Annotated in this window: 16 protein-coding genes and 1 pseudogene; 12 read left to right on the plus strand and 5 right to left on the minus strand. The window is 72.4% G+C overall.

Annotated elements, in window-relative coordinates; translation table 11 throughout:
* Positions 1 to 42 precede the first annotated feature (42 nt).
* Positions 43 to 927 carry a peptidylprolyl isomerase gene (locus ABZS40_RS13805; RefSeq protein ID WP_354943615.1) on the minus strand — a complete coding sequence of 295 codons (885 nt, stop codon included), beginning with the start codon at positions 925 to 927 and terminating at the stop codon, positions 43 to 45.
* Between the two features lie 271 nt (positions 928 to 1198).
* On the opposite strand from ABZS40_RS13805, the gene ABZS40_RS13810 reads away from it, so the two are divergent.
* The 3 genes from ABZS40_RS13810 (at position 1199) to ABZS40_RS13820 (ending at position 4324) form a co-directional block, all read left to right on the plus strand.
* Positions 1199 to 1909, plus strand: a complete 711-nt coding sequence (locus tag ABZS40_RS13810; protein ID WP_354943616.1) for an MBL fold metallo-hydrolase — start codon at positions 1199 to 1201, stop codon at positions 1907 to 1909.
* 73 nt (positions 1910 to 1982) lie between these two features.
* Positions 1983 to 3311 (plus strand): histidine--tRNA ligase, encoded by a 1329-nt coding sequence (hisS, locus tag ABZS40_RS13815; RefSeq protein WP_354943617.1) that lies wholly within the window; start codon positions 1983 to 1985, stop codon positions 3309 to 3311.
* A 71-nt stretch (positions 3312 to 3382) separates the two neighbouring features.
* Positions 3383 to 4324, plus strand: a complete 942-nt coding sequence (locus ABZS40_RS13820) for an acyl-ACP desaturase (protein WP_354943618.1) — start codon at positions 3383 to 3385, stop codon at positions 4322 to 4324.
* Between the two features lie 105 nt (positions 4325 to 4429).
* On the opposite strand, the gene ABZS40_RS13825 is transcribed toward ABZS40_RS13820, so the two are convergent.
* Positions 4430 to 4942: a PaaI family thioesterase gene (locus tag ABZS40_RS13825; RefSeq protein ID WP_354943619.1), complete on the minus strand. Its 513-nt coding sequence runs from the start codon at positions 4940 to 4942 to the stop codon at positions 4430 to 4432.
* Positions 4943 to 4997: 55 nt separating this feature from the next.
* Between ABZS40_RS13825 and ABZS40_RS13830 the strand changes: the two genes are divergently transcribed.
* Both ABZS40_RS13830 and ABZS40_RS13835 read left to right on the plus strand, forming a co-directional pair.
* A complete protein-coding gene (locus ABZS40_RS13830) occupies positions 4998 to 5474 on the plus strand; it encodes a helix-turn-helix domain-containing protein (RefSeq protein ID WP_354943620.1) in 477 nt (158 codons plus the stop codon).
* Positions 5475 to 5846: 372 nt separating this feature from the next.
* Entirely contained in the window at positions 5847 to 6893 is a 1047-nt protein-coding gene (locus ABZS40_RS13835) for a S1 family peptidase (protein WP_354943621.1), read from the plus strand.
* A 96-nt stretch (positions 6894 to 6989) separates the two neighbouring features.
* Here ABZS40_RS13835 and ABZS40_RS13840 read toward each other — a convergent pair whose 3' ends face one another.
* Both ABZS40_RS13840 and ABZS40_RS13845 read right to left on the minus strand, forming a co-directional pair.
* Positions 6990 to 7613 (minus strand): DUF998 domain-containing protein, encoded by a 624-nt coding sequence (locus tag ABZS40_RS13840; protein WP_354943622.1) that lies wholly within the window; start codon positions 7611 to 7613, stop codon positions 6990 to 6992.
* Positions 7614 to 7727: 114 nt separating this feature from the next.
* Positions 7728 to 8459 carry a DUF998 domain-containing protein gene (locus tag ABZS40_RS13845; RefSeq protein ID WP_354943623.1) on the minus strand — a complete coding sequence of 244 codons (732 nt, stop codon included), beginning with the start codon at positions 8457 to 8459 and terminating at the stop codon, positions 7728 to 7730.
* A 139-nt stretch (positions 8460 to 8598) separates the two neighbouring features.
* Between ABZS40_RS13845 and aspS the strand changes: the two genes are divergently transcribed.
* The 4 genes from aspS (at position 8599) to ABZS40_RS13865 (ending at position 13276) form a co-directional block, all read left to right on the plus strand.
* Positions 8599 to 10404, plus strand: a complete 1806-nt coding sequence (gene aspS, locus ABZS40_RS13850) for an aspartate--tRNA ligase (protein WP_354943624.1) — start codon at positions 8599 to 8601, stop codon at positions 10402 to 10404.
* Positions 10405 to 10510: 106 nt separating this feature from the next.
* Positions 10511 to 11323 carry a sugar nucleotide-binding protein gene (locus ABZS40_RS13855; RefSeq protein WP_354943625.1) on the plus strand — a complete coding sequence of 271 codons (813 nt, stop codon included), beginning with the start codon at positions 10511 to 10513 and terminating at the stop codon, positions 11321 to 11323.
* A 61-nt stretch (positions 11324 to 11384) separates the two neighbouring features.
* Positions 11385 to 11993 (plus strand): helix-turn-helix domain-containing protein, encoded by a 609-nt coding sequence (locus ABZS40_RS13860; RefSeq protein WP_354943626.1) that lies wholly within the window; start codon positions 11385 to 11387, stop codon positions 11991 to 11993.
* Positions 11990 to 13276 carry an MFS transporter gene (locus ABZS40_RS13865; protein ID WP_354943627.1) on the plus strand — a complete coding sequence of 429 codons (1287 nt, stop codon included), beginning with the start codon at positions 11990 to 11992 and terminating at the stop codon, positions 13274 to 13276. The genes ABZS40_RS13860 and ABZS40_RS13865 overlap by 4 nt, the downstream gene beginning before the upstream one ends.
* A gap of 15 nt (positions 13277 to 13291) precedes the next feature.
* Here the strand turns inward: ABZS40_RS13865 and ABZS40_RS13870 are convergent, their stop codons facing one another.
* Positions 13292 to 14032 (minus strand): GNAT family N-acetyltransferase, encoded by a 741-nt coding sequence (locus ABZS40_RS13870; RefSeq protein ID WP_354943628.1) that lies wholly within the window; start codon positions 14030 to 14032, stop codon positions 13292 to 13294.
* A 138-nt stretch (positions 14033 to 14170) separates the two neighbouring features.
* On the opposite strand from ABZS40_RS13870, the gene ABZS40_RS13875 reads away from it, so the two are divergent.
* The 3 genes and pseudogenes from ABZS40_RS13875 to ABZS40_RS13885 all read left to right on the plus strand — a co-directional run.
* Complete coding sequence (locus tag ABZS40_RS13875; protein WP_030335598.1) at positions 14171 to 14392, plus strand: hypothetical protein; 222 nt, start codon at positions 14171 to 14173, stop codon at positions 14390 to 14392.
* A gap of 74 nt (positions 14393 to 14466) precedes the next feature.
* Positions 14467 to 16005 carry a replication-associated recombination protein A gene (locus ABZS40_RS13880; RefSeq protein WP_354943629.1) on the plus strand — a complete coding sequence of 513 codons (1539 nt, stop codon included), beginning with the start codon at positions 14467 to 14469 and terminating at the stop codon, positions 16003 to 16005.
* Positions 16002 to 16499: pseudogene (locus tag ABZS40_RS13885) on the plus strand (hypothetical protein); the annotation flags it as partial. The gene ABZS40_RS13880 and the pseudogene ABZS40_RS13885, both read left to right, overlap by 4 nt.

Consider the following 16499-nt stretch of genomic DNA (forward strand, 5'->3'; position numbering starts at 1 on the left):
CTATCTGCTGCTGGGTGCCGCGTGCATGGGTGGGGCGACCGGTCAGCCGGCGCTCGGGCTGCTGACCGGGGTGCCGGAGGCCGACGGCGCCGGTGCCGCACCGGTGACCGGCTCACCGACCGTGAGGCTCTGGATCGTCACATCGGTGCTGGGCTTGACCTTCGCCCCGGTCCCATTGTCCACGGTCGGAAGGGCGCCGATCTTCTCCACCACGTCAAGCCCGCCGGTGACCCGGCCGATGACCGGGTACTTCGGGTCGGCGGTGGTGAAGTCCTTGAAGAAGACCAGGAACTGGCTGCCGTTGCTGCCCGGCGGGTTGGAGACCATCGCCACAGTGCCCTTCGGGTACGTCGGCGGCTGGCCGGGAGCCGGGGTGGCCGACGGCGACGCCGACGGTACGGTCGGCAACTCCTCGTCGTAGAACGAGTAGGTCGGCCCACCAAGACCCGTGCCGCTGGGGTCGCCGCAGCGCAGCGCGCCCTCGGCGGTGATCTCGTGGCACTTGGTGTTGTCGTAGAACGACCGGCTCGCCAGGTGGGCGATGCTCGCCGCCGCGCACGGGGAGTTGGTCAGGTTCAGCTCCGCGGTGATCGGCGCGCCCTGGTTGGTGGTCACTGTCATCGCCCGGGTGCCGTCGGTGGGCAGATCCTTGGTGGCCGGCGTGCCGACGTCCTTGAGGTTGGTGTTTGCCGTCGCGTCCTGCGGCGTCCAGAGGCAGGTGTCCGCGGCATCCGTGTTCTGCTTCGGGTCGGAGTCGAACGCACCGAGCGCCCAGGCTGAGCCGGCCACCACCAACACGAGGATCAGAGCAGCGCCGACTCCGGCCTGGATCTGCCGTCGGCGCCGCGTGGACGCCGCCCGGCGGGCCATCTGCCGGTCGAGCTTCGCCCGCGCCATTTTGCGCTGCCGGTCCCTGCTGGAAGCCACAGGTGCTCCCCTTTCCTCTGCCTGGTCGCCGCCGGCGGCCGGTAGCACCGGCCCGTCCGGGCGTCAGCGTGTGCCGCGCCACACGCCCGCCAGAGTGTACGGCTAGTCACTGGGAATGTGGTGTACGAGGTCCACCCCGTCCCGAGCAGCGCTTATCGGAGGTTGTCACTGTGCCCTGCGGGGCAGGTGGGACGGACGCGGCAAACTCGCTCGGCCCGCCCGATAGGCTGCTGTGCAGGACGACAGCTGCTCGACGGAAAGGACAGAGCCAGTGCTCGTGGCCGGCTTTCCCGCGGACGCCTTCGGCACCAACTGCTACGTGGTTGCCACCGCGCCGGGGGAGCAGTGCGTGGTGGTCGACCCCGGCATCGGGGTGCTCGACCAGCTCGACGCGCTGCTCGCCGAGCACCGCCTGCACCCGGCCGCCGTGCTGCTCACCCACGGCCACCTCGACCACACCTTCTCGGTCGCGCCGGTCTGCGGTGCGCGCGGCATCACCGCGTACGTGCACCCCGGTGACCGGGAGATGCTGGCCGACCCGTCCAAGGGCCTCTCGACCGACCTGACGTCGCTCTTCGGCGGCCGGCTGAGCTACACCGAGCCGGAGGACGTGGCGGAGTTGACCGACGGCGCCACCCTCACGCTCGCCGGCCTGGAGATCGCCGTCGACCATGCCCCGGGCCATACCGGCGGGTCGGTGCTGTTCCGGCTGCCGGGCGCCGGGTCGGGCTGGGAGGCTGACGAGCTGTGCCTCTCCGGTGACGTCCTCTTCGCCGGGTCGATCGGCCGCACCGACCTGCCGGGCGGGAGCATGCCGGCCATGCTCACCAGCCTGCGCGACAAGATTCTTCCGCTGGCCGACGACACCGTCGTGCTGCCCGGCCACGGCCCCGCCACCACCATCGGCCGCGAGCGCGCCAGCAACCCGTACCTCGTCGAGGTGGCTGGCACGTCGCCGGCCGCTCCCATCCGGGGCCTCTAGATCTTTCGTCCGCGCCGCGCGCGGACCCACGACACCACGGCGCCACCGGCGCGGAACCGCAAGGAGTACGCCGATGAGCAAGCCCACGCCCATCTCCGGCTTCCCGGAGTGGACCCCGGGCCAGCGGATGATCGAGCAGTTCGTGCTCGACAAGATCCGGGCCACCTTCGAGCTGTACGGCTTCGCGCCGCTGGAGACCCGCGCCGTGGAGCCGCTGGACCAGTTGCTGCGCAAGGGCGAGACCTCGAAGGAGGTCTACGTGATCCGGCGGCTGCACGCCGACGCCGAGGGTGCCGGTGGTGACGACCAGCTCGGCCTGCACTTCGACCTGACAGTGCCGTTCGCCAGGTACGTGCTGGAGAACGCCGGCAAGCTGAGCTTCCCGTTCCGCCGCTACCAGATCCAGAAGGTGTGGCGGGGCGAGCGGCCACAGGAGGGCCGCTACCGGGAGTTCGTCCAGGCCGACATCGACATCGTCGACCGGGACACCCTGGCCGCGCACCACGAGGCGGAGATGCCGCTGGTCATCGGGGACGCGCTGCGCTCGTTGCCGATCCCACCGGTGACGATCCAGGTCAACAACCGCAAGATCTGCGAGGGTTTCTACCGGGGCATCGGGCTGACCGACCCGGAGGCGGCGCTGCGCGCCGTGGACAAGCTCGACAAGATCGGCCCGGCGAAGGTGGCCGAGCTGCTGGCCCAGACCGCCGGGGCGAGCGAGGCGCAGGCCAAGGCCTGCCTGGCGCTGGCCGAGATCTCCGCACCGGACGCCTCCTTCGCCGACGCCGTCCGGGCGCTCGGGGTGAGCGACCCGCTGCTCGACGAGGGCATCGAGGAACTGGTCCGGGTGGTGGACACCGCCACCGAGCACTCGCCCGGCCTCTGCGTGGCGGACCTGCGCATCGCCCGTGGCCTGGATTACTACACGGGAACCGTCTACGAGACCCAGCTGCGCGGCTACGAGCGCTTCGGCTCGATCTGCTCCGGCGGTCGGTACGACAACCTGGCCAGCGCCGGCGCTGTCTCGTACCCGGGGGTGGGGATCTCGATCGGGGTGACCCGGCTGCTCGGTCTGCTCTTCGGCGCGGGGGAGCTGTCGGTCTCGCGGGAGGTGCCGACGGCCGTGCTCGTCGCGGTGACCAGCGAGGAGCAGCGTACGGCCAGCAACCGGGTGGCCGAGGCGCTGCGGCGGCGCGGGGTGCCGACCGAGGTGTCGCCGAGCGCGGCGAAGTTCGGCAAGCAGATCCGCTACGCCGAGCGGCGCGGCATCCCGTACGTCTGGTTCCCCGGTGCCGAGGGAACGCCGGACGAGGTGAAGGACATCCGCTCCGGTGAGCAGGTCACGGCCGGTGCGGGGGAGTGGACGCCACCCCTGGGAGACCTCAGACCCACAGTCGGTTGAGTGTCTCCACTGGCGCTGACGGCCGCGGGGACCTACGGTAGCGTAAGTTACGCCACCGTAGGGAGTTTCTCGTGACCGTCAGCACCACAGTGAGCCAGACCGCGCTGCTCGTCGAGTTGGAGCCGGTTGTCGCACGCAACCTGGACCGCCACCTCTCGCTCGCCAAGGAGTGGTTTCCGCACGAGTACGTGCCGTGGAGCGAAGGACGGACCTTCGACGGGCCGCTCGGCGGCGAGGCGTGGTCACCTACCGACTCCACCATCCCGGACGTGGCCCGCACCGCGCTGATCGTGAACCTGCTGACCGAGGACAACCTGCCCTCGTACCACCACGAGATCGCCACCCTGTTCGGCCGCGACGGCGCGTGGGGCACCTGGGTGCACCGGTGGACCGCCGAGGAGGGTCGGCACGGCGTCGCGATCCGCGACTACCTGACCGTCAGCCGGGCGGTCGACCCGGTGGCGTTGGAGCGGGCCCGGATGACGCACATGTCGGAGGGCTACACCAACGCCCACGGCGACGAGGTGCTGCACTCGCTGGCGTACGTCTCGTTCCAGGAGCTGGCCACCCGGATCTCGCACCGCAACACCGGCAAGGCCACCGGCGACCCCACCTGCGAGGCGCTGCTGGCCCGGGTGGCCGCCGACGAGAACCTGCACATGGTCTTCTACCGCAATCTGCTCGCGGCCTCGTTCGAGCTGGCTCCGAGCCAGGCCATGCGGGCCGTCGCCGACGTGGTGGCCGACTTCCAGATGCCGGGCAGCGGCATCGACGGGTTCGCCCGCAAGTCGGTGGCGATCGCCCTGGCCGGCATCTACGACCTGCGCCAGCACCGTGACGAGGTGCTTCAGCCGGTCCTGCGCCAGTGGGACGTCTTCAACGTGACCGGCCTCGACGCCGACGGCGAAGCCGCCCGCGAGCAGCTCGCCGCCCAGCTGGAGAACCTGGACCGCGCCGCGAGCCGCTTCGAGGAGAAGCGCGACGCCCGAGCGGCCCGCCTAGCCCTGCGCTAAAACCCACCCCCTGCACCCCCACCCCACCTCGTTGATCATGAAGTTATCGCCACTCGCGTCGGCGTGTCCGGGCAATAACTTCATGATCGACCCAGAGGGGTGGGGTCAGGGGAGCGGGAGGGGGAACAGGAGGCAGGTGCTGGTGGCGTGGGCTATCAGGCGGTCGGTGGCGTCGGTGATGCGGGCCTCGGCCAGGGCCGTACGGCGGCCGCGTTGCAGCACAGTGCCCTCGCAACGCAGGGTGCCACTGTCGATGGTGACCGGGCGGAGGAACTTCACGTTGAGGTCCAGCGAGGTGTAGCCGACGCCGGCGGGCACTGTGGTGTGCACGGCGCACCCCGCTGCGGTGTCCAGCAGGGTCGAGAGCACGCCACCGTGGACGCTGCCGAGCGGGTTGTAGTGGAACTCCTGCGGGATCAGCTCGACGACGACCCGACCCTCGTCGGCTTCCATCCGGGCCATGTCGAGAAGGTGCATCACCGGCGGCGCGGCCAACTCGCCCGCGATCATCGCCCGGAGCATGTCCAGGCCGCTGCGTCGACCGACCTGGGCGGCGTTGACCGACGGGTCCGCCCAGGTGAAGGTACGGCTGCGCACTGGTTCCTGCGTCTGCGTCATGGACGCAGCCTGGCAGCCAGTTGCTGAGTCTGTCAACGAGATCTAGCCTGGTCCGATGCGACCCGCGGCTCTGGACTGGTCAGTGGAGAACTGCACCATCGCCCGCGCGATGGAGGTCCTCGGTGAGCGGTGGACGCTGGTGGTCCTCCGCGAGGTGTTCACCGGCGTACGCCGCTTCGACGACATGCGCGTACGCACCGGCATTCCGCGCCAGGTGCTGACCAACCGCCTCGCGAGCCTGGTGGAGCAGGGCGTGCTGAGTCGCGAGCCGTACCGGGAGCCCGGCAGTCGGCTGCGCCACGAGTACCGGCTCACGGAGAAGGGCCTGGACCTGTGGCCGGTGCTGGTCGCCGTCCTCGGTTGGGGCGACCGGTACCTCGCCGACGCGGAGGGCCCGCCGCTCAGTGTCAGGCACCGCGACTGCGGCGCCGAGGTGCGCGCCGAACTGCGCTGCGCCGACGGGCACGACGTGGGCCGGCCACGGGACGTGGTGCCCAGTCCGGGTCCCGGCGCCCGTCGCCGTACCCCCTGACCCGTCGCCCGCCGCGGCCCTGCCGCCCATCGCCCGCCGAACCCTGACGTCCGGCGCCCGTCGCGCGGCGCCAGTGCCGTCCCGGCGCGCGGTGCACCCGACGCCCGGCGCGGGAAGACATCGATGATCGTGCGCACCAAAAGTCTGTCGAATGTCGGTGGGGTGTGACGGTGGCTGTTCGCCAGCGTGTCGGGGGTGTTGCGGCCGTGCGACCAACCGGGATCGGCGAATCCGGGTGAATCCAAGCCTTGTTAATGATCTTAAGTATGTGAATACTTCAGTCTCATCCGGCCAGTTTCCCCAGATCGGCCGGGTTGCCCTCGGGTCAGCTACCCCCGGCAGACCCGCTCCCCCGCCCAGGAGGTTTGTTACATGCGACCCACGAGGTCCTCATTCCGCGTTGCGGCCACAGTCGCCGTTTCCGGAACCCTGGTCGTCGGCTCGCTCATCGGCGCGCCCGCCCAGGCCGCTCCTGCCGCGTCGCCCGACGCCGCCGCCGCGATCTCCGCGGAACTCGGCGACCGCTCCGCCGGCTCGTACATCGACGCCAGCGGCAAATCCGTCGTCACAGTGACCGACGCGGCCGCCGCCAGCAAGGCGAGCAAGGCCGGCGCCGTCGTCCGCTACGTCACCCGCGGCGCCGCCGAGCTCAACCGGGCCACGGCCGAGCTGGAGCGCTCCGCCAAGATCCCGGGCACCGCCTGGTGGAGTGACCCGGTCACCAACCAGGTCGTCGTCTCCGTCGACAGCACCGTCACCGGTGCCAAGCTGGAGCGGGTCAAGGCCGCCGCCGCGCGGGCCAACGGCGCGGTCCGGGTCGAGGCCGAGGCCGGCGTGCTGAGCACCCGGATCTCCGGCGGTCAGGCCATCTACGCCGGCGGGGGCGGGCGTTGCTCGCTCGGCTTCAACGTGCGCAGTGGCAGCACCTACTCCTTCCTGACGGCCGGGCACTGCACCAACATCTCGGCCAGCTGGTACTCGAACTCCGCCCAGACCTCGCTGCTCGGTACCCGTACCGGCACCAGCTTCCCGGGTAACGACTATGGCATCGTGCGGCACAACAACTCGGCCAACGCCGCCGGCAACGTCTCCCTCTACAACGGCAGCTTCCGGGACATCACCGGTTCCGGCAACGCCTCCGTCGGCCAGTCGGTGCAGCGCTCCGGCAGCACCACCGGCCTGCGCAGCGGCACTGTGAACGCGACCAACGCCACGGTGAACTACGCCGAGGGCTCGGTCTCCGGTCTGATCCGCACCAACGTCTGCGCCGAGCCGGGCGACAGCGGCGGCTCGCTCTTCGCGGGCGGCACCGCCCTGGGTCTGACCTCCGGTGGTAGCGGCAACTGCCGCACCGGCGGCACGACCTTCTTCCAGCCGGTCACCGAGGCGCTCAGCCGCTACGGCGTCAGCGTCTTCTGATCCACGCACCGCTAGCGGGCCGCCGGAACACTCCGGCGGCCCGCGTCGCGTTGACGGCCACCGAACCCCGCCGACAGCGGGCGAACGCGACGGCGCTCAGCCGGCCCCGGACAGTCGCGGCCGCCGCCGGGAGACCAGCACAGCGGCCAGCGGTACGCCCGCCTCGGCCGCCGCCGCCAGCCGCTCCGTCAGCCCGATCCACGCCCCGTCGGTGAAGAACTCGACGGCGAACCAGCCGACCAGCCCGAGGAGGACCACCGCCGCCGCGAGCGCCACCCGGCGTGCGGGAGCCGGCGGGTGGCGGCGCTCCCGGTCGAGCGACCGCGCCGCTCGACGGGGCACCGCCAGGGCCGGCCAGACGGCCAACGCCCCGAAGGCCACCCCGGCGGCCACGGCATGCGTCGTCGAGTCACCGTCCGGGCTCTGCGGGAACGCGACCAGCACCAGGGTCGCCAGCCCACCCAGCGCCAGCAGCGCTCGGCCCGTCGGCGCGGCGCTGACCAGGCCGAGCGCGGTCGTCAGGTGACAGAGGCCCAGGCCGGCCAACCCGATCGTCATGATCCAGCGATGGTCCGCGCCCGCGGCGGCAAGCGCGCTGATGGTCTGCCGCACCGGGTCGAATCCGTCGGACTGGGCGGCCTGCGCCAGTGTCCAGCCGCCGACGAGGAAGAGCGGTGCGCCAGCGGCCGACAGCAGGGCCCAACGGGGAACGGCGGACATCGGGCGATCGTAGCGGTCCGACCGGCACAGTTCCCGGGCCGCGCGCCAGGGCCGACGCGCGGACGCCGGAGCAGCCGGGGACGACAAGGCCAGATCAGGCGGGGCGACGACTCGTCACAGCCGGTCGGGTCGCCCGGGGGTGGGCCCGCTCGGTGGTCCGAGAGGATCCGGGGGTACGACGCCGATGGTCGGCAGGTCCGGGCCGACGCGTACGGTGCCGCCGGTCGACCAGGCGAGGTGCGCCCGCCGGGCGGAGAGGATCGCCAGCAGCGGCCAGAGGGAGACCGCCACCGCCGTCACCCGCTCGGCCAGCCCGGTGCGGGACCCGCTGGTCACCTCGAACGCGCACCAGCCGAAGAGCGCGAGCAGCACGAGCGTGGCGCTCAGCCCCACCGCCCGGCGGAACGCCCAGGGCGGTTCCGGTCGGGTGGGGTGCTCGGTGTCGTGGCCACGCGGCAGCCGCAGCGCCGAGCCGGCCGGCCAGAGCACCAGGGCGAGGACGGCCACCGTCGCCGCGATGCCATGGCTGAGCGAGCCACCGACCGGCGGCCGGGGAAAGGCGACAAGCGCGATGGTGGCCACACCACCGATCGCGAGCAGGAAGCGACTGGGCAGCCCGGCCGCGTGCAGGACGGCGGCGACCGACAGGTAGCAGCAGCCGAGCAGCACCAGAGCCACCACCATGATCCAGGCGTCGGTGGCGTCCTGTCCTGCCAGCTCGCTGATGGTGTCCCGGACCGGGTCGTACCCGACGGGCTGCCGGGCCTCCGCCACCGTCCAACCGGCCACCAGCAGCACAGGCGCCGTCGCCGCCGTGGCGACGGCCCAGTTCGGTACGGGCCGCATTTCGCCACGTTAACCGGCGAGATGGCCGGTTGAGTCGGGTTCGCCCAGCGCGGTCGACCTGACGGGTGCCCGGAGGCGGGGCGGCCACCCCTGACAGAATGCGGAGGCACACCGCACCGCAGATGAGGAGTTGCCAGCCGTGATCCGTACCCACAATGCCGGAAGCCTGCGCGCCGCGGACGCCGGCTCGACGGTGACGCTCGCCGGCTGGGTGGCCCGCCGCCGCGACCACGGCGGGGTCATCTTCGTCGACCTGCGCGACGGTTCCGGTGTAGTCCAGGTGGTGTTCCGCGAGGAAGATGCGCACGCGCTGCGCAACGAGTTCTGCGTGAAGGTCGTCGGCGAGGTGACCCGCCGCCCGGCCGGCAACGAGAACCCGGAGCTGCCCACCGGCGAGGTCGAGGTGACAGTCGTCGAGCTGGAGGTGCTCTCCGAGGCGGCGCCGCTGCCGCTGCCGGTGGACGACCAGATCGAGGCCGGCGACGACATCCGACTCCGGTACCGCTACCTGGACCTGCGCCGCAGCGGCCCGGCGAACGCGCTGCGGCTGCGCTCGCGCGCCAGCCAGCTCGCCCGGGGTGTGCTGCACGAGCGGGACTTCCTGGAGATCGAGACGCCGACGCTGACCCGCTCGACGCCGGAGGGCGCCCGCGACTTCCTGGTGCCGGTGCGGCTTCAGCCCGGCAGCTGGTACGCGCTGCCGCAGTCGCCGCAGCTGTTCAAGCAGCTGCTGATGGTCGGCGGCATGGAGCGGTACTACCAGATCGCGCGCTGCTACCGCGACGAGGACTTCCGCGCCGACCGGCAGCCGGAGTTCACCCAGCTCGACATCGAGATGTCGTTCGTCACCGAGGACGACGTGATCGACCTCGGCGAGGCAATCGTCTCGACGCTGTGGAAGGACCTGGCCGGGCACGAGATCACCCGACCGATCCCGCGGATCACCTGGCACGACGCGATGGCCCGGTACGGCTCGGACAAGCCGGACCTGCGCTACGGCGTCGAGCTGACCGAGCTGACCGAGTACCTGCGCGGCACCGAGTTCCGCGTCTTCGCCGGGGCGATCGACGCGGGCGGCTACGTCGGCGCGGTGGTGATGCCGGGTGGCGCGGCGCAGAGCCGCAAGGAGCTGGACGGCTGGCAGGACTGGGCGAAGGCGCGTGGCGCCCGCGGCCTGGCGTACGTGGTGCTGGACGCCGAGACCGGCGAGGCGCGCGGCCCGGTGGCGAAGAACCTCTCCGCCGAGCACCTGGGTGGGCTCGCCGACGCGGTCGGCGCCAAGCCGGGTGACGCGGTCTTCTTCGCCGCGAGCGCCACCACCAGGGAGGCGCAGGAGCTGCTCGGGGCGGCCCGCGTCGAGATCGCCAAGCGGTCCGGCCTGATCGACGAGAGCGCCTGGGCGTTCTGCTGGGTGGTCGACGCGCCGATGTTCGAGCGCACGGACGAGGGCGGTTGGACGGCCGTGCACCACCCGTTCACCTCGCCGAACGCCGACTGGGTCGACCGGTTCGAGGAGGCTCCGGACCGGGCCCTGGCCTACGCGTACGACATCGTCTGCAACGGCAACGAGATCGGCGGCGGGTCGATCCGTATCCACCGGGGTGACGTGCAGAAGCGGGTCTTCGACCTGCTCGGCATCACTCCCGAGGAGGCGCAGGACAAGTTCGGCTTCCTGCTGGAGGCGTTCAAGTACGGCGCCCCGCCGCACGGCGGCATCGCCTTCGGCTGGGACCGGGTCTGCATGCTGCTCGCCGGTGCCGACTCCATCCGTGAGGTCATCGCCTTCCCGAAGACCCGGGGTGGCTTCGACCCGCTGACCAGTGCCCCCACCCCGATCACCGCCCAGCAGCGCACCGAGGCCGGCATCGACGCCAAGCCCAAGCCCGCCGCAACGGCTCACACGGGCACGGCCGGCCCCGCAGCCCCGGTAGCAGACCCCGTCTGATTCCCACCACCTCCCGCCCGTTGCTTGGTTGATCAAGAGGTTTGCGTCATCATCGCCCCGCGAGATGACGCAAACCTCTTGATCGTCGGTGGGGGAGTGGGCTGGGATGCGGGTGCTTGTTGTCGGGGGTAGCGGCTTACTCGGGCGGTCGGTTTGTCGGCGGGGCCTCGGCGCCGGGTGGTCGGTTGTCGGGACGTTCCACTCCGGTGAGATCGCCGTGCCGGGAGTTGCGGCACGGCGACTGGACGTGACCGACCGGTCCGCCGTGCGCGCGCTGGTCGCCGAGGTGCGGCCGGACGCCGTGGTCGGGACCCCCTATCGGTACGGGGACTGGGCGGTCACCGCCGACGGGGCAGCACACGTGGCGCTCGCCGCCGCCGAGGTGGGTGCCCGGCTGGTGCACGTGTCCAGCGACGCGCTGCACGCCGGACGACCCGTGCCGTACGCCGACGACGAACCACCCACGCCGGTGCACGCGTACGGCGCCGCGAAGGCCGCGGCCGAGACCGCCGTGCGGGCGATCGACCCGGGCGCGGCGCTGGTGCGGACCTCCCTGATCGTGGGGGAGGGCAGCAAGCAGATCCAGCTCTGCCGGGACGCGCTCGCCGGCCGGGCCACCCTGTTCAGCGACGAACTGCGCTGCCCGATCGACGTCACCGACCTGGCCGAGGCCGTGCTGGAGCTGGTCGCCTCGACGTACGCCGGTCTGCTGAACGTGGCCGGCCCGGACGCGGTCAGCCGGGCGGAGCTGGGTCTGCTGGTCGCCGAGCGGTACGGCCTGGACGCGACCGGGTTGAAGACCACCACCAGCGCCGCGACCGGACTGGTCCGCCCTCTGGACGTACGCCTCGACTCCGCGCGCGCCGCCGCCCTGCTGCGGACGCGACTGCGCGGGGTACGCGAACTCCTCGCCGGCTGACAGGCACACTTTCTGTGCAGAATACTTGTGCATAGAAAGTGTGCAGAGATACTCTGCGGTCATGGCGAACGACGAAGACGCTCAGCGGGCGGCGCTACGCGAGGTCCGCATCGACAAGCGGCAGGTCCGGGTGCTGGCGCATCCGCTACGAATGCGGCTGGTTGGCGCCCTGCGTGTGAAGGGGCCCGCCACCGCCACCACCCTCGCCGAACTGCTCGGCACAAACACCGGCGCGACCAGCTACCACCTGCGTCAACTCGCCGAGGTCGGGCTCGTCATCGAGGATCCCGACCGAGGCACCGGGCGGCAACGTTGGTGGCAGGCGGCGCACGACGTCACCAACTGGGAGCCGAGCGACTTCGATGACGACCCCGACGCCCGGGCCGCGATCGAGTGGATCCAGGGCGACCAGGTGCGTCTCCTCGTCGAGACCGCCGACCGCTGGTTCGCCACCCAGCACGAGTGGTCACCCGCCTGGCGGGACGGCTTCGGCATGGGCGACATCTTCATGACCATCCCGCCCGCCAGACTGGAGGAGCTCAAGGCGGAGGTGTGGCAGGTGCTGGAGCGCTACCACCGCGAGGCCCAGCCCGACGCCTCTACCGACCCAGAGGCCCGCCCGGTGCAGGTCTTCCTGGCCGCCTACCCGTTGCGCGAGGGCCTCCGGTGAGCGCGTTGACCGTACGCCAGGTTCGGCGTCGTTACCTCACGCTCTACGGCCTGCGCTGGCTGCCCACGGGTCTGATGATCCCGGTGATGATCCTGCTGATGCAGGAGCGCGGCCTGTCGTTGCCGCAGATCGGGCTGGTCGGCACGGCGCAGGGGCTGTTGGTGCTGGCGCTGGAGTTGCCCACCGGCGGGCTCGCCGACGCCCTCGGCCGCCGACCGGTGCTGCTCGCCGCCGGGGTGCTCAACCTCGCCTCGCTGGCGCTGTTCGCGGTGGCCGACTCGTTCTGGCTGTTCTTCGTGGTCTGGGCTCTGCAGGGCATCTGTCGGGCGTTGGACAGCGGCCCGTTGGAGTCCTGGTACGTCGACGCCACCCTGGCCGTCGACCCGGAGGCCGAGTACGAGCGCGGCCTCGGCTACGCCGGCACCGTTGTCGGCGGGGCCATCGGCGGTGGCGCGCTGCTCAGCGGTGGCCTCATCGCGCTCGGCCCGATCGGGCCAGTCAGTGCGCTCACCGTGCCCGTGCTGGCCGCCATCGTCGCGCAGGTGGCTGCGCTCGTCGCGCTGGTCGTGCTGCTGGTCGAGGAGCGGCCGGCCACCGGGTTCGCGGCGCTGCGGGCCTCGGTGGTCCAGGCGCCCCGGATGATCGGCCAGGCCGTCGGGCTGCTGCGTCGCTCCCGGGTGCTGCTGGCGTTGGTGGCCGTCGAGCTGTTCTGGGGCTTCGGCATGGTCACCTTCGAGTCGCTGCTGCCGGTCAGACTCGCCGAGGTGATCGGCGACCCGGAACGTGCCGCGGTGCTGCTCGGGCCGGCGAACTCGGCTGCCTGGCTCGCCTCGGCCGCCGGCGCGGCACTGACTCCACTGCTGCTGCGCTGGTTCGGCGCCGCGCCGGGTGCGGCCCTGCTGCGCGTCCTGCAGGGCGTGACGGTGGTCGGGATGGGGTTGTTCGCCGGGCCGGTCGGCGTGCTGGTGGCCTACCTGGCCTGCTACGCCGTGCACGGCGCGTCCAACCCGTTGCACAGTGGGCTGCTGCACCGGCAGGTCGACGGCCCGTACCGGACCAGCGTGCTCTCGCTGAACTCGATGATGGCGGCACCGGCCGGTGCGCTCGGCGGGGTGGTGCTCACCGCGCTCGCCGCCAGCACCAGCGTCAGCACCGCGATGGTGGTCGGCGGTGTGGTGCTGGCCGTCGCCGCACCGCTCTACCTGCCCGCCTGGCTGGCCGGCCGTCGGGCCGTCCCGGCCGTCGAGCCGACACCGGTCCCGGTACCCGCCGCTGACCGCTGACGAGGAGGGCCGCTCTCAGGCGAGGCGGATCGAGCTGAGCGGAAGGGTGTTGGTGTACCCGAGTCGACGGTAGAGCCGCGCCGCACCGACGTTGTGCGTGTAGACGCCGAGCCCCACCATGTCGTGGCGCGCCAGCAGCGCCCGGGTCATCCCCGCGGTCAGGGCCGCGCCCAGCCCCCGACCTCGTTGGTCGGGGGCGACGGTCAGGCCGGCGAGGAAGCCGATGTCACCCTGGCTGCGGTCCGCGCCGCACGCCACCAACCGGTCACCGGCCCGGATGCCGTACCAGTCCACCACCCGCGGGTCGCCCGGTCGGGAGGTGCTGCTGGGGAACGACTCCTCCACCAGCGCCGCCAGCGCCGGCTGGTCTGCGTCGGTGAGGCGTACCACCGGCTGCTCGTCCGGCTGCGTCGGCGGCGGCGCATCGGTCCAGTCGAAGTCCCAGTCGCTGTGCTCGGCCACCGCCAGCCGGTCGGCCAGCCGACCGCGATCCTGTCGAGGCAGGTGCAGCCGCTGTCCGGGCTGGAGCATCCCGTCGGCGACGAGCGCGACACAGATCTCCAGCGCCGCCTCGGCCGGGCCGATCGCGCAGCCGGCCGGGCCGTACTCCGGCGGGACCAGCCACAGCACCGCGCCATCACGCCGGTACGCGTGCGCCGGCACGGCTCGCCCGAGCGCGTGCCGGGCGAACGGGTGATGCCCGACGGCGGCCAGGATGGCGCTCCGGTCCTGGAGCACCTGGTCGTCGATGATCATGCTTCCAGCCTAGAGCCGGGGGTCGAACGCCCTCGCCGGGCCGTCCCGGCATGGCCATCTCCACCGTGGAGATTGGCGAGTCGACCGATTGGGTACATCACGCGCCGACCTACTGGGAACCCCCACCGGAGGACCGACATGCTCGCCATTCTCGCGGCCATCGTCTTTGGCTTTGCCCTGCTGCTCGACCTGCTCGACACCAACTTCGGCGCACCCGACCTGTTCAACTGGAACACCCTCGTACTCATCGGGTTGCTCCTCCTCTCGCTCTACCTGGCCGGCGTGGGCAGCGGCCCGCGCGGCGGCGGCGGCGGTGGCGGCGGCCGTTGGTACCGGGGCCGTCGCCCCGGGCGTGGCTGACCGGAACCGATCACCGGTGGCGGGCCCGCGGCGCGATTCCGGCGTCGTGGGCCCGGCCCGGTACTGTCTTCGTGATGGAGTCCGACGCCCTCTTCTCCCTCGGTGAACCCGCCGGGTCGCGCAGCGCGCCCGACGGTCCCGCCGGTGTCGACGGCTTCACCGCGGTGGCCGACGATTCGCCCCTGCCCGTCCGGATGCGCCCGGTGACCCTCGACGAGCTGGTCGGGCAGGAGCACCTGCTCGCTCCCGGCGCACCCCTGCGGCAACTGGTCTCCGGCGGGGCTCCGCTGTCGGTGATCCTCTGGGGCCCGCCGGGCAGCGGCAAGACCACCATCGCGCACCTGGTGGCCGGGGCGACCGACCGCCGCTTCGTCGCCATGTCGGCGCTCTCCGCCGGTGTGAAGGACGTCCGGGCGGTGATCGAGGCGGCGCGCCGCCAGCGCCGTTCCGGCGGCCCGCAGACAGTGCTCTTCATCGACGAGGTGCACCGGTTCAGCAAGACCCAACAGGACTCCCTGCTCGCCGCCGTCGAGGACCGCACCGTCACCCTGCTGGCGGCGACCACCGAGAACCCGTACTTCTCGGTCATCTCACCGCTGCTGTCGCGGTGCGTGCTGCTCACCCTGCAACCGTTGGACGACGAGGCGGTGCGGGGCCTGCTGCGCCGCGCGGTCGCCGACAAGCGTGGCCTGGACGGCGCACTGGCCCTGACCAGCGAGGCCGAGGATCACCTGGTCCGGCTGGCCGCCGGTGACGTTCGTAAGGCACTCACCGCCCTGGAGGCGGCGGCGGCCTCCGCCACGGCCCTCGGGGGCGGGCGGATCGACCTCGCCACCGCCGAGCAGGCGGTCGACGTGGCGGCGGTGCGCTACGACCGCGACGGCGACGCCCACTACGACGTGGTCAGCGCCTTCATCAAGAGCATGCGCGGCTCGGACGTGGACGCGGCGGTGCACTGGCTGGCCCGCATGCTGGTCGCCGGTGAGGACGCCCGGTTCATCGCCCGTCGTCTGGTCATCTTCGCCAGCGAGGACGTGGGCATGGCCGATCCCGGGGCGCTGAGCGTGGCGACCGCCGCCGCGCACGCGGTCGAGTACGTCGGGCTGCCCGAAGCGCAGCTCAACCTCGCCCAGGCGGTGATCCACCTGGCCACCGCGCCCAAGTCGAACTCGGCCACCACCGCCATCGGCGCCGCTGTCGCCGACGTCCGGGCCGGTCGCGGTGGCCCGGTGCCGCGAGGGCTGCGCGACGCGCACTACGCCGGCGCCCGGGGCTTGGGCCACGGGACCGGCTACCGCTACCCGCACGACGACCAACGCGGCGTGGTCACCCAGCAGTACGTCCCGGACGACCTGGTGGGCACCGACTACTACCAGCCCAGCCCGCACGGCGCGGAGCGGTCGGTGGCCAGCCGACTGCCGCTGCTGCGCCGGATCGTGCGTGGTCTGCCGGCCCCGGCCGCCCGCCCGGAGACGCGGACAGCCGAGCCGTCCGTAACGGCGCAGACCGCGCCAGCGCTATCCCCGGGGGCCGCCCGTCCGACGACGGGCACGGGTGCCCCCGGCACGATGCAGGACAGCGGCACCGACGCCGCGGGAGAGGGTCAACAGTGAGATCGCGTGGTGGGGACCGCCCGGACGAGGGCCCGGACGAGCGGCGCGATCCCCGCGCCAAGACCCGCCGTTGGGGTCGCGGCCGGCCGGTTGAGCCCGAGCCGGAGGAGCCGGTAGCCGGCGAGGAGTTCGGCTGGATCGACGACCTGCGCTCGGCGAAGCAGCAACGCACCGAGCTGGGCCCGGACGGCGCACCGGCGGAGCCGAACCGGCCCCGTGGAGGCATGCCGCCGGCAGACCCGGCCGGACCGCCGGCACAACCCACCCCGCGTACGCCGGCAGAGCCGGCCGGTGCGCGCGGCAGCGGGCCGGAGTCCGCGGCGCCGCCGGCGCCGCGCCAGACCGAATCGGGCGCCACCGCCGCCCGTCGACCGGTCGACGGCCCCTGGCCCGGTGAGACGCCGCCAGCGGGTCGTCGCCCGGATGACCGGCCACCCGCCGCCGGCCCCCGCGCGCCGGGGCCACCGCCCCCCGCTAGGAAAAGGCCGCGGTCA

The organism is Micromonospora sp. NPDC005324, assembly GCF_040607155.1.
GTDB lineage: Bacteria > Actinomycetota > Actinomycetes > Mycobacteriales > Micromonosporaceae > Micromonospora > Micromonospora trifolii.

Bases quoted from the DNA above. Each gene is read 5' to 3' on its own strand.
- ABZS40_RS13860 (WP_354943626.1), top strand. From the start codon at position 11,385: ATGGCGAACGACGAAGACGCTCAGCGGGCGGCGCTACGCGAGGTCCGC.
- ABZS40_RS13880 (WP_354943629.1), top strand. From the start codon at position 14,467: ATGGAGTCCGACGCCCTCTTCTCCCTCGGTGAACCCGCCGGGTCGCGC.
- ABZS40_RS13825 (WP_354943619.1), bottom strand. From the start codon at position 4,942: ATGACGCAGACGCAGGAACCAGTGCGCAGCCGTACCTTCACCTGGGCG.
- ABZS40_RS13845 (WP_354943623.1), bottom strand. From the start codon at position 8,459: ATGCGGCCCGTACCGAACTGGGCCGTCGCCACGGCGGCGACGGCGCCT.
- ABZS40_RS13830 (WP_354943620.1), top strand. From the start codon at position 4,998: ATGCGACCCGCGGCTCTGGACTGGTCAGTGGAGAACTGCACCATCGCC.
- ABZS40_RS13875 (WP_030335598.1), top strand. From the start codon at position 14,171: ATGCTCGCCATTCTCGCGGCCATCGTCTTTGGCTTTGCCCTGCTGCTC.
- ABZS40_RS13835 (WP_354943621.1), top strand. From the start codon at position 5,847: ATGCGACCCACGAGGTCCTCATTCCGCGTTGCGGCCACAGTCGCCGTT.
- ABZS40_RS13870 (WP_354943628.1), bottom strand. From the start codon at position 14,032: ATGATCATCGACGACCAGGTGCTCCAGGACCGGAGCGCCATCCTGGCC.
- ABZS40_RS13840 (WP_354943622.1), bottom strand. From the start codon at position 7,613: ATGTCCGCCGTTCCCCGTTGGGCCCTGCTGTCGGCCGCTGGCGCACCG.
- ABZS40_RS13855 (WP_354943625.1), top strand. From the start codon at position 10,511: ATGCGGGTGCTTGTTGTCGGGGGTAGCGGCTTACTCGGGCGGTCGGTT.
- hisS (WP_354943617.1), top strand. From the start codon at position 1,983: ATGAGCAAGCCCACGCCCATCTCCGGCTTCCCGGAGTGGACCCCGGGC.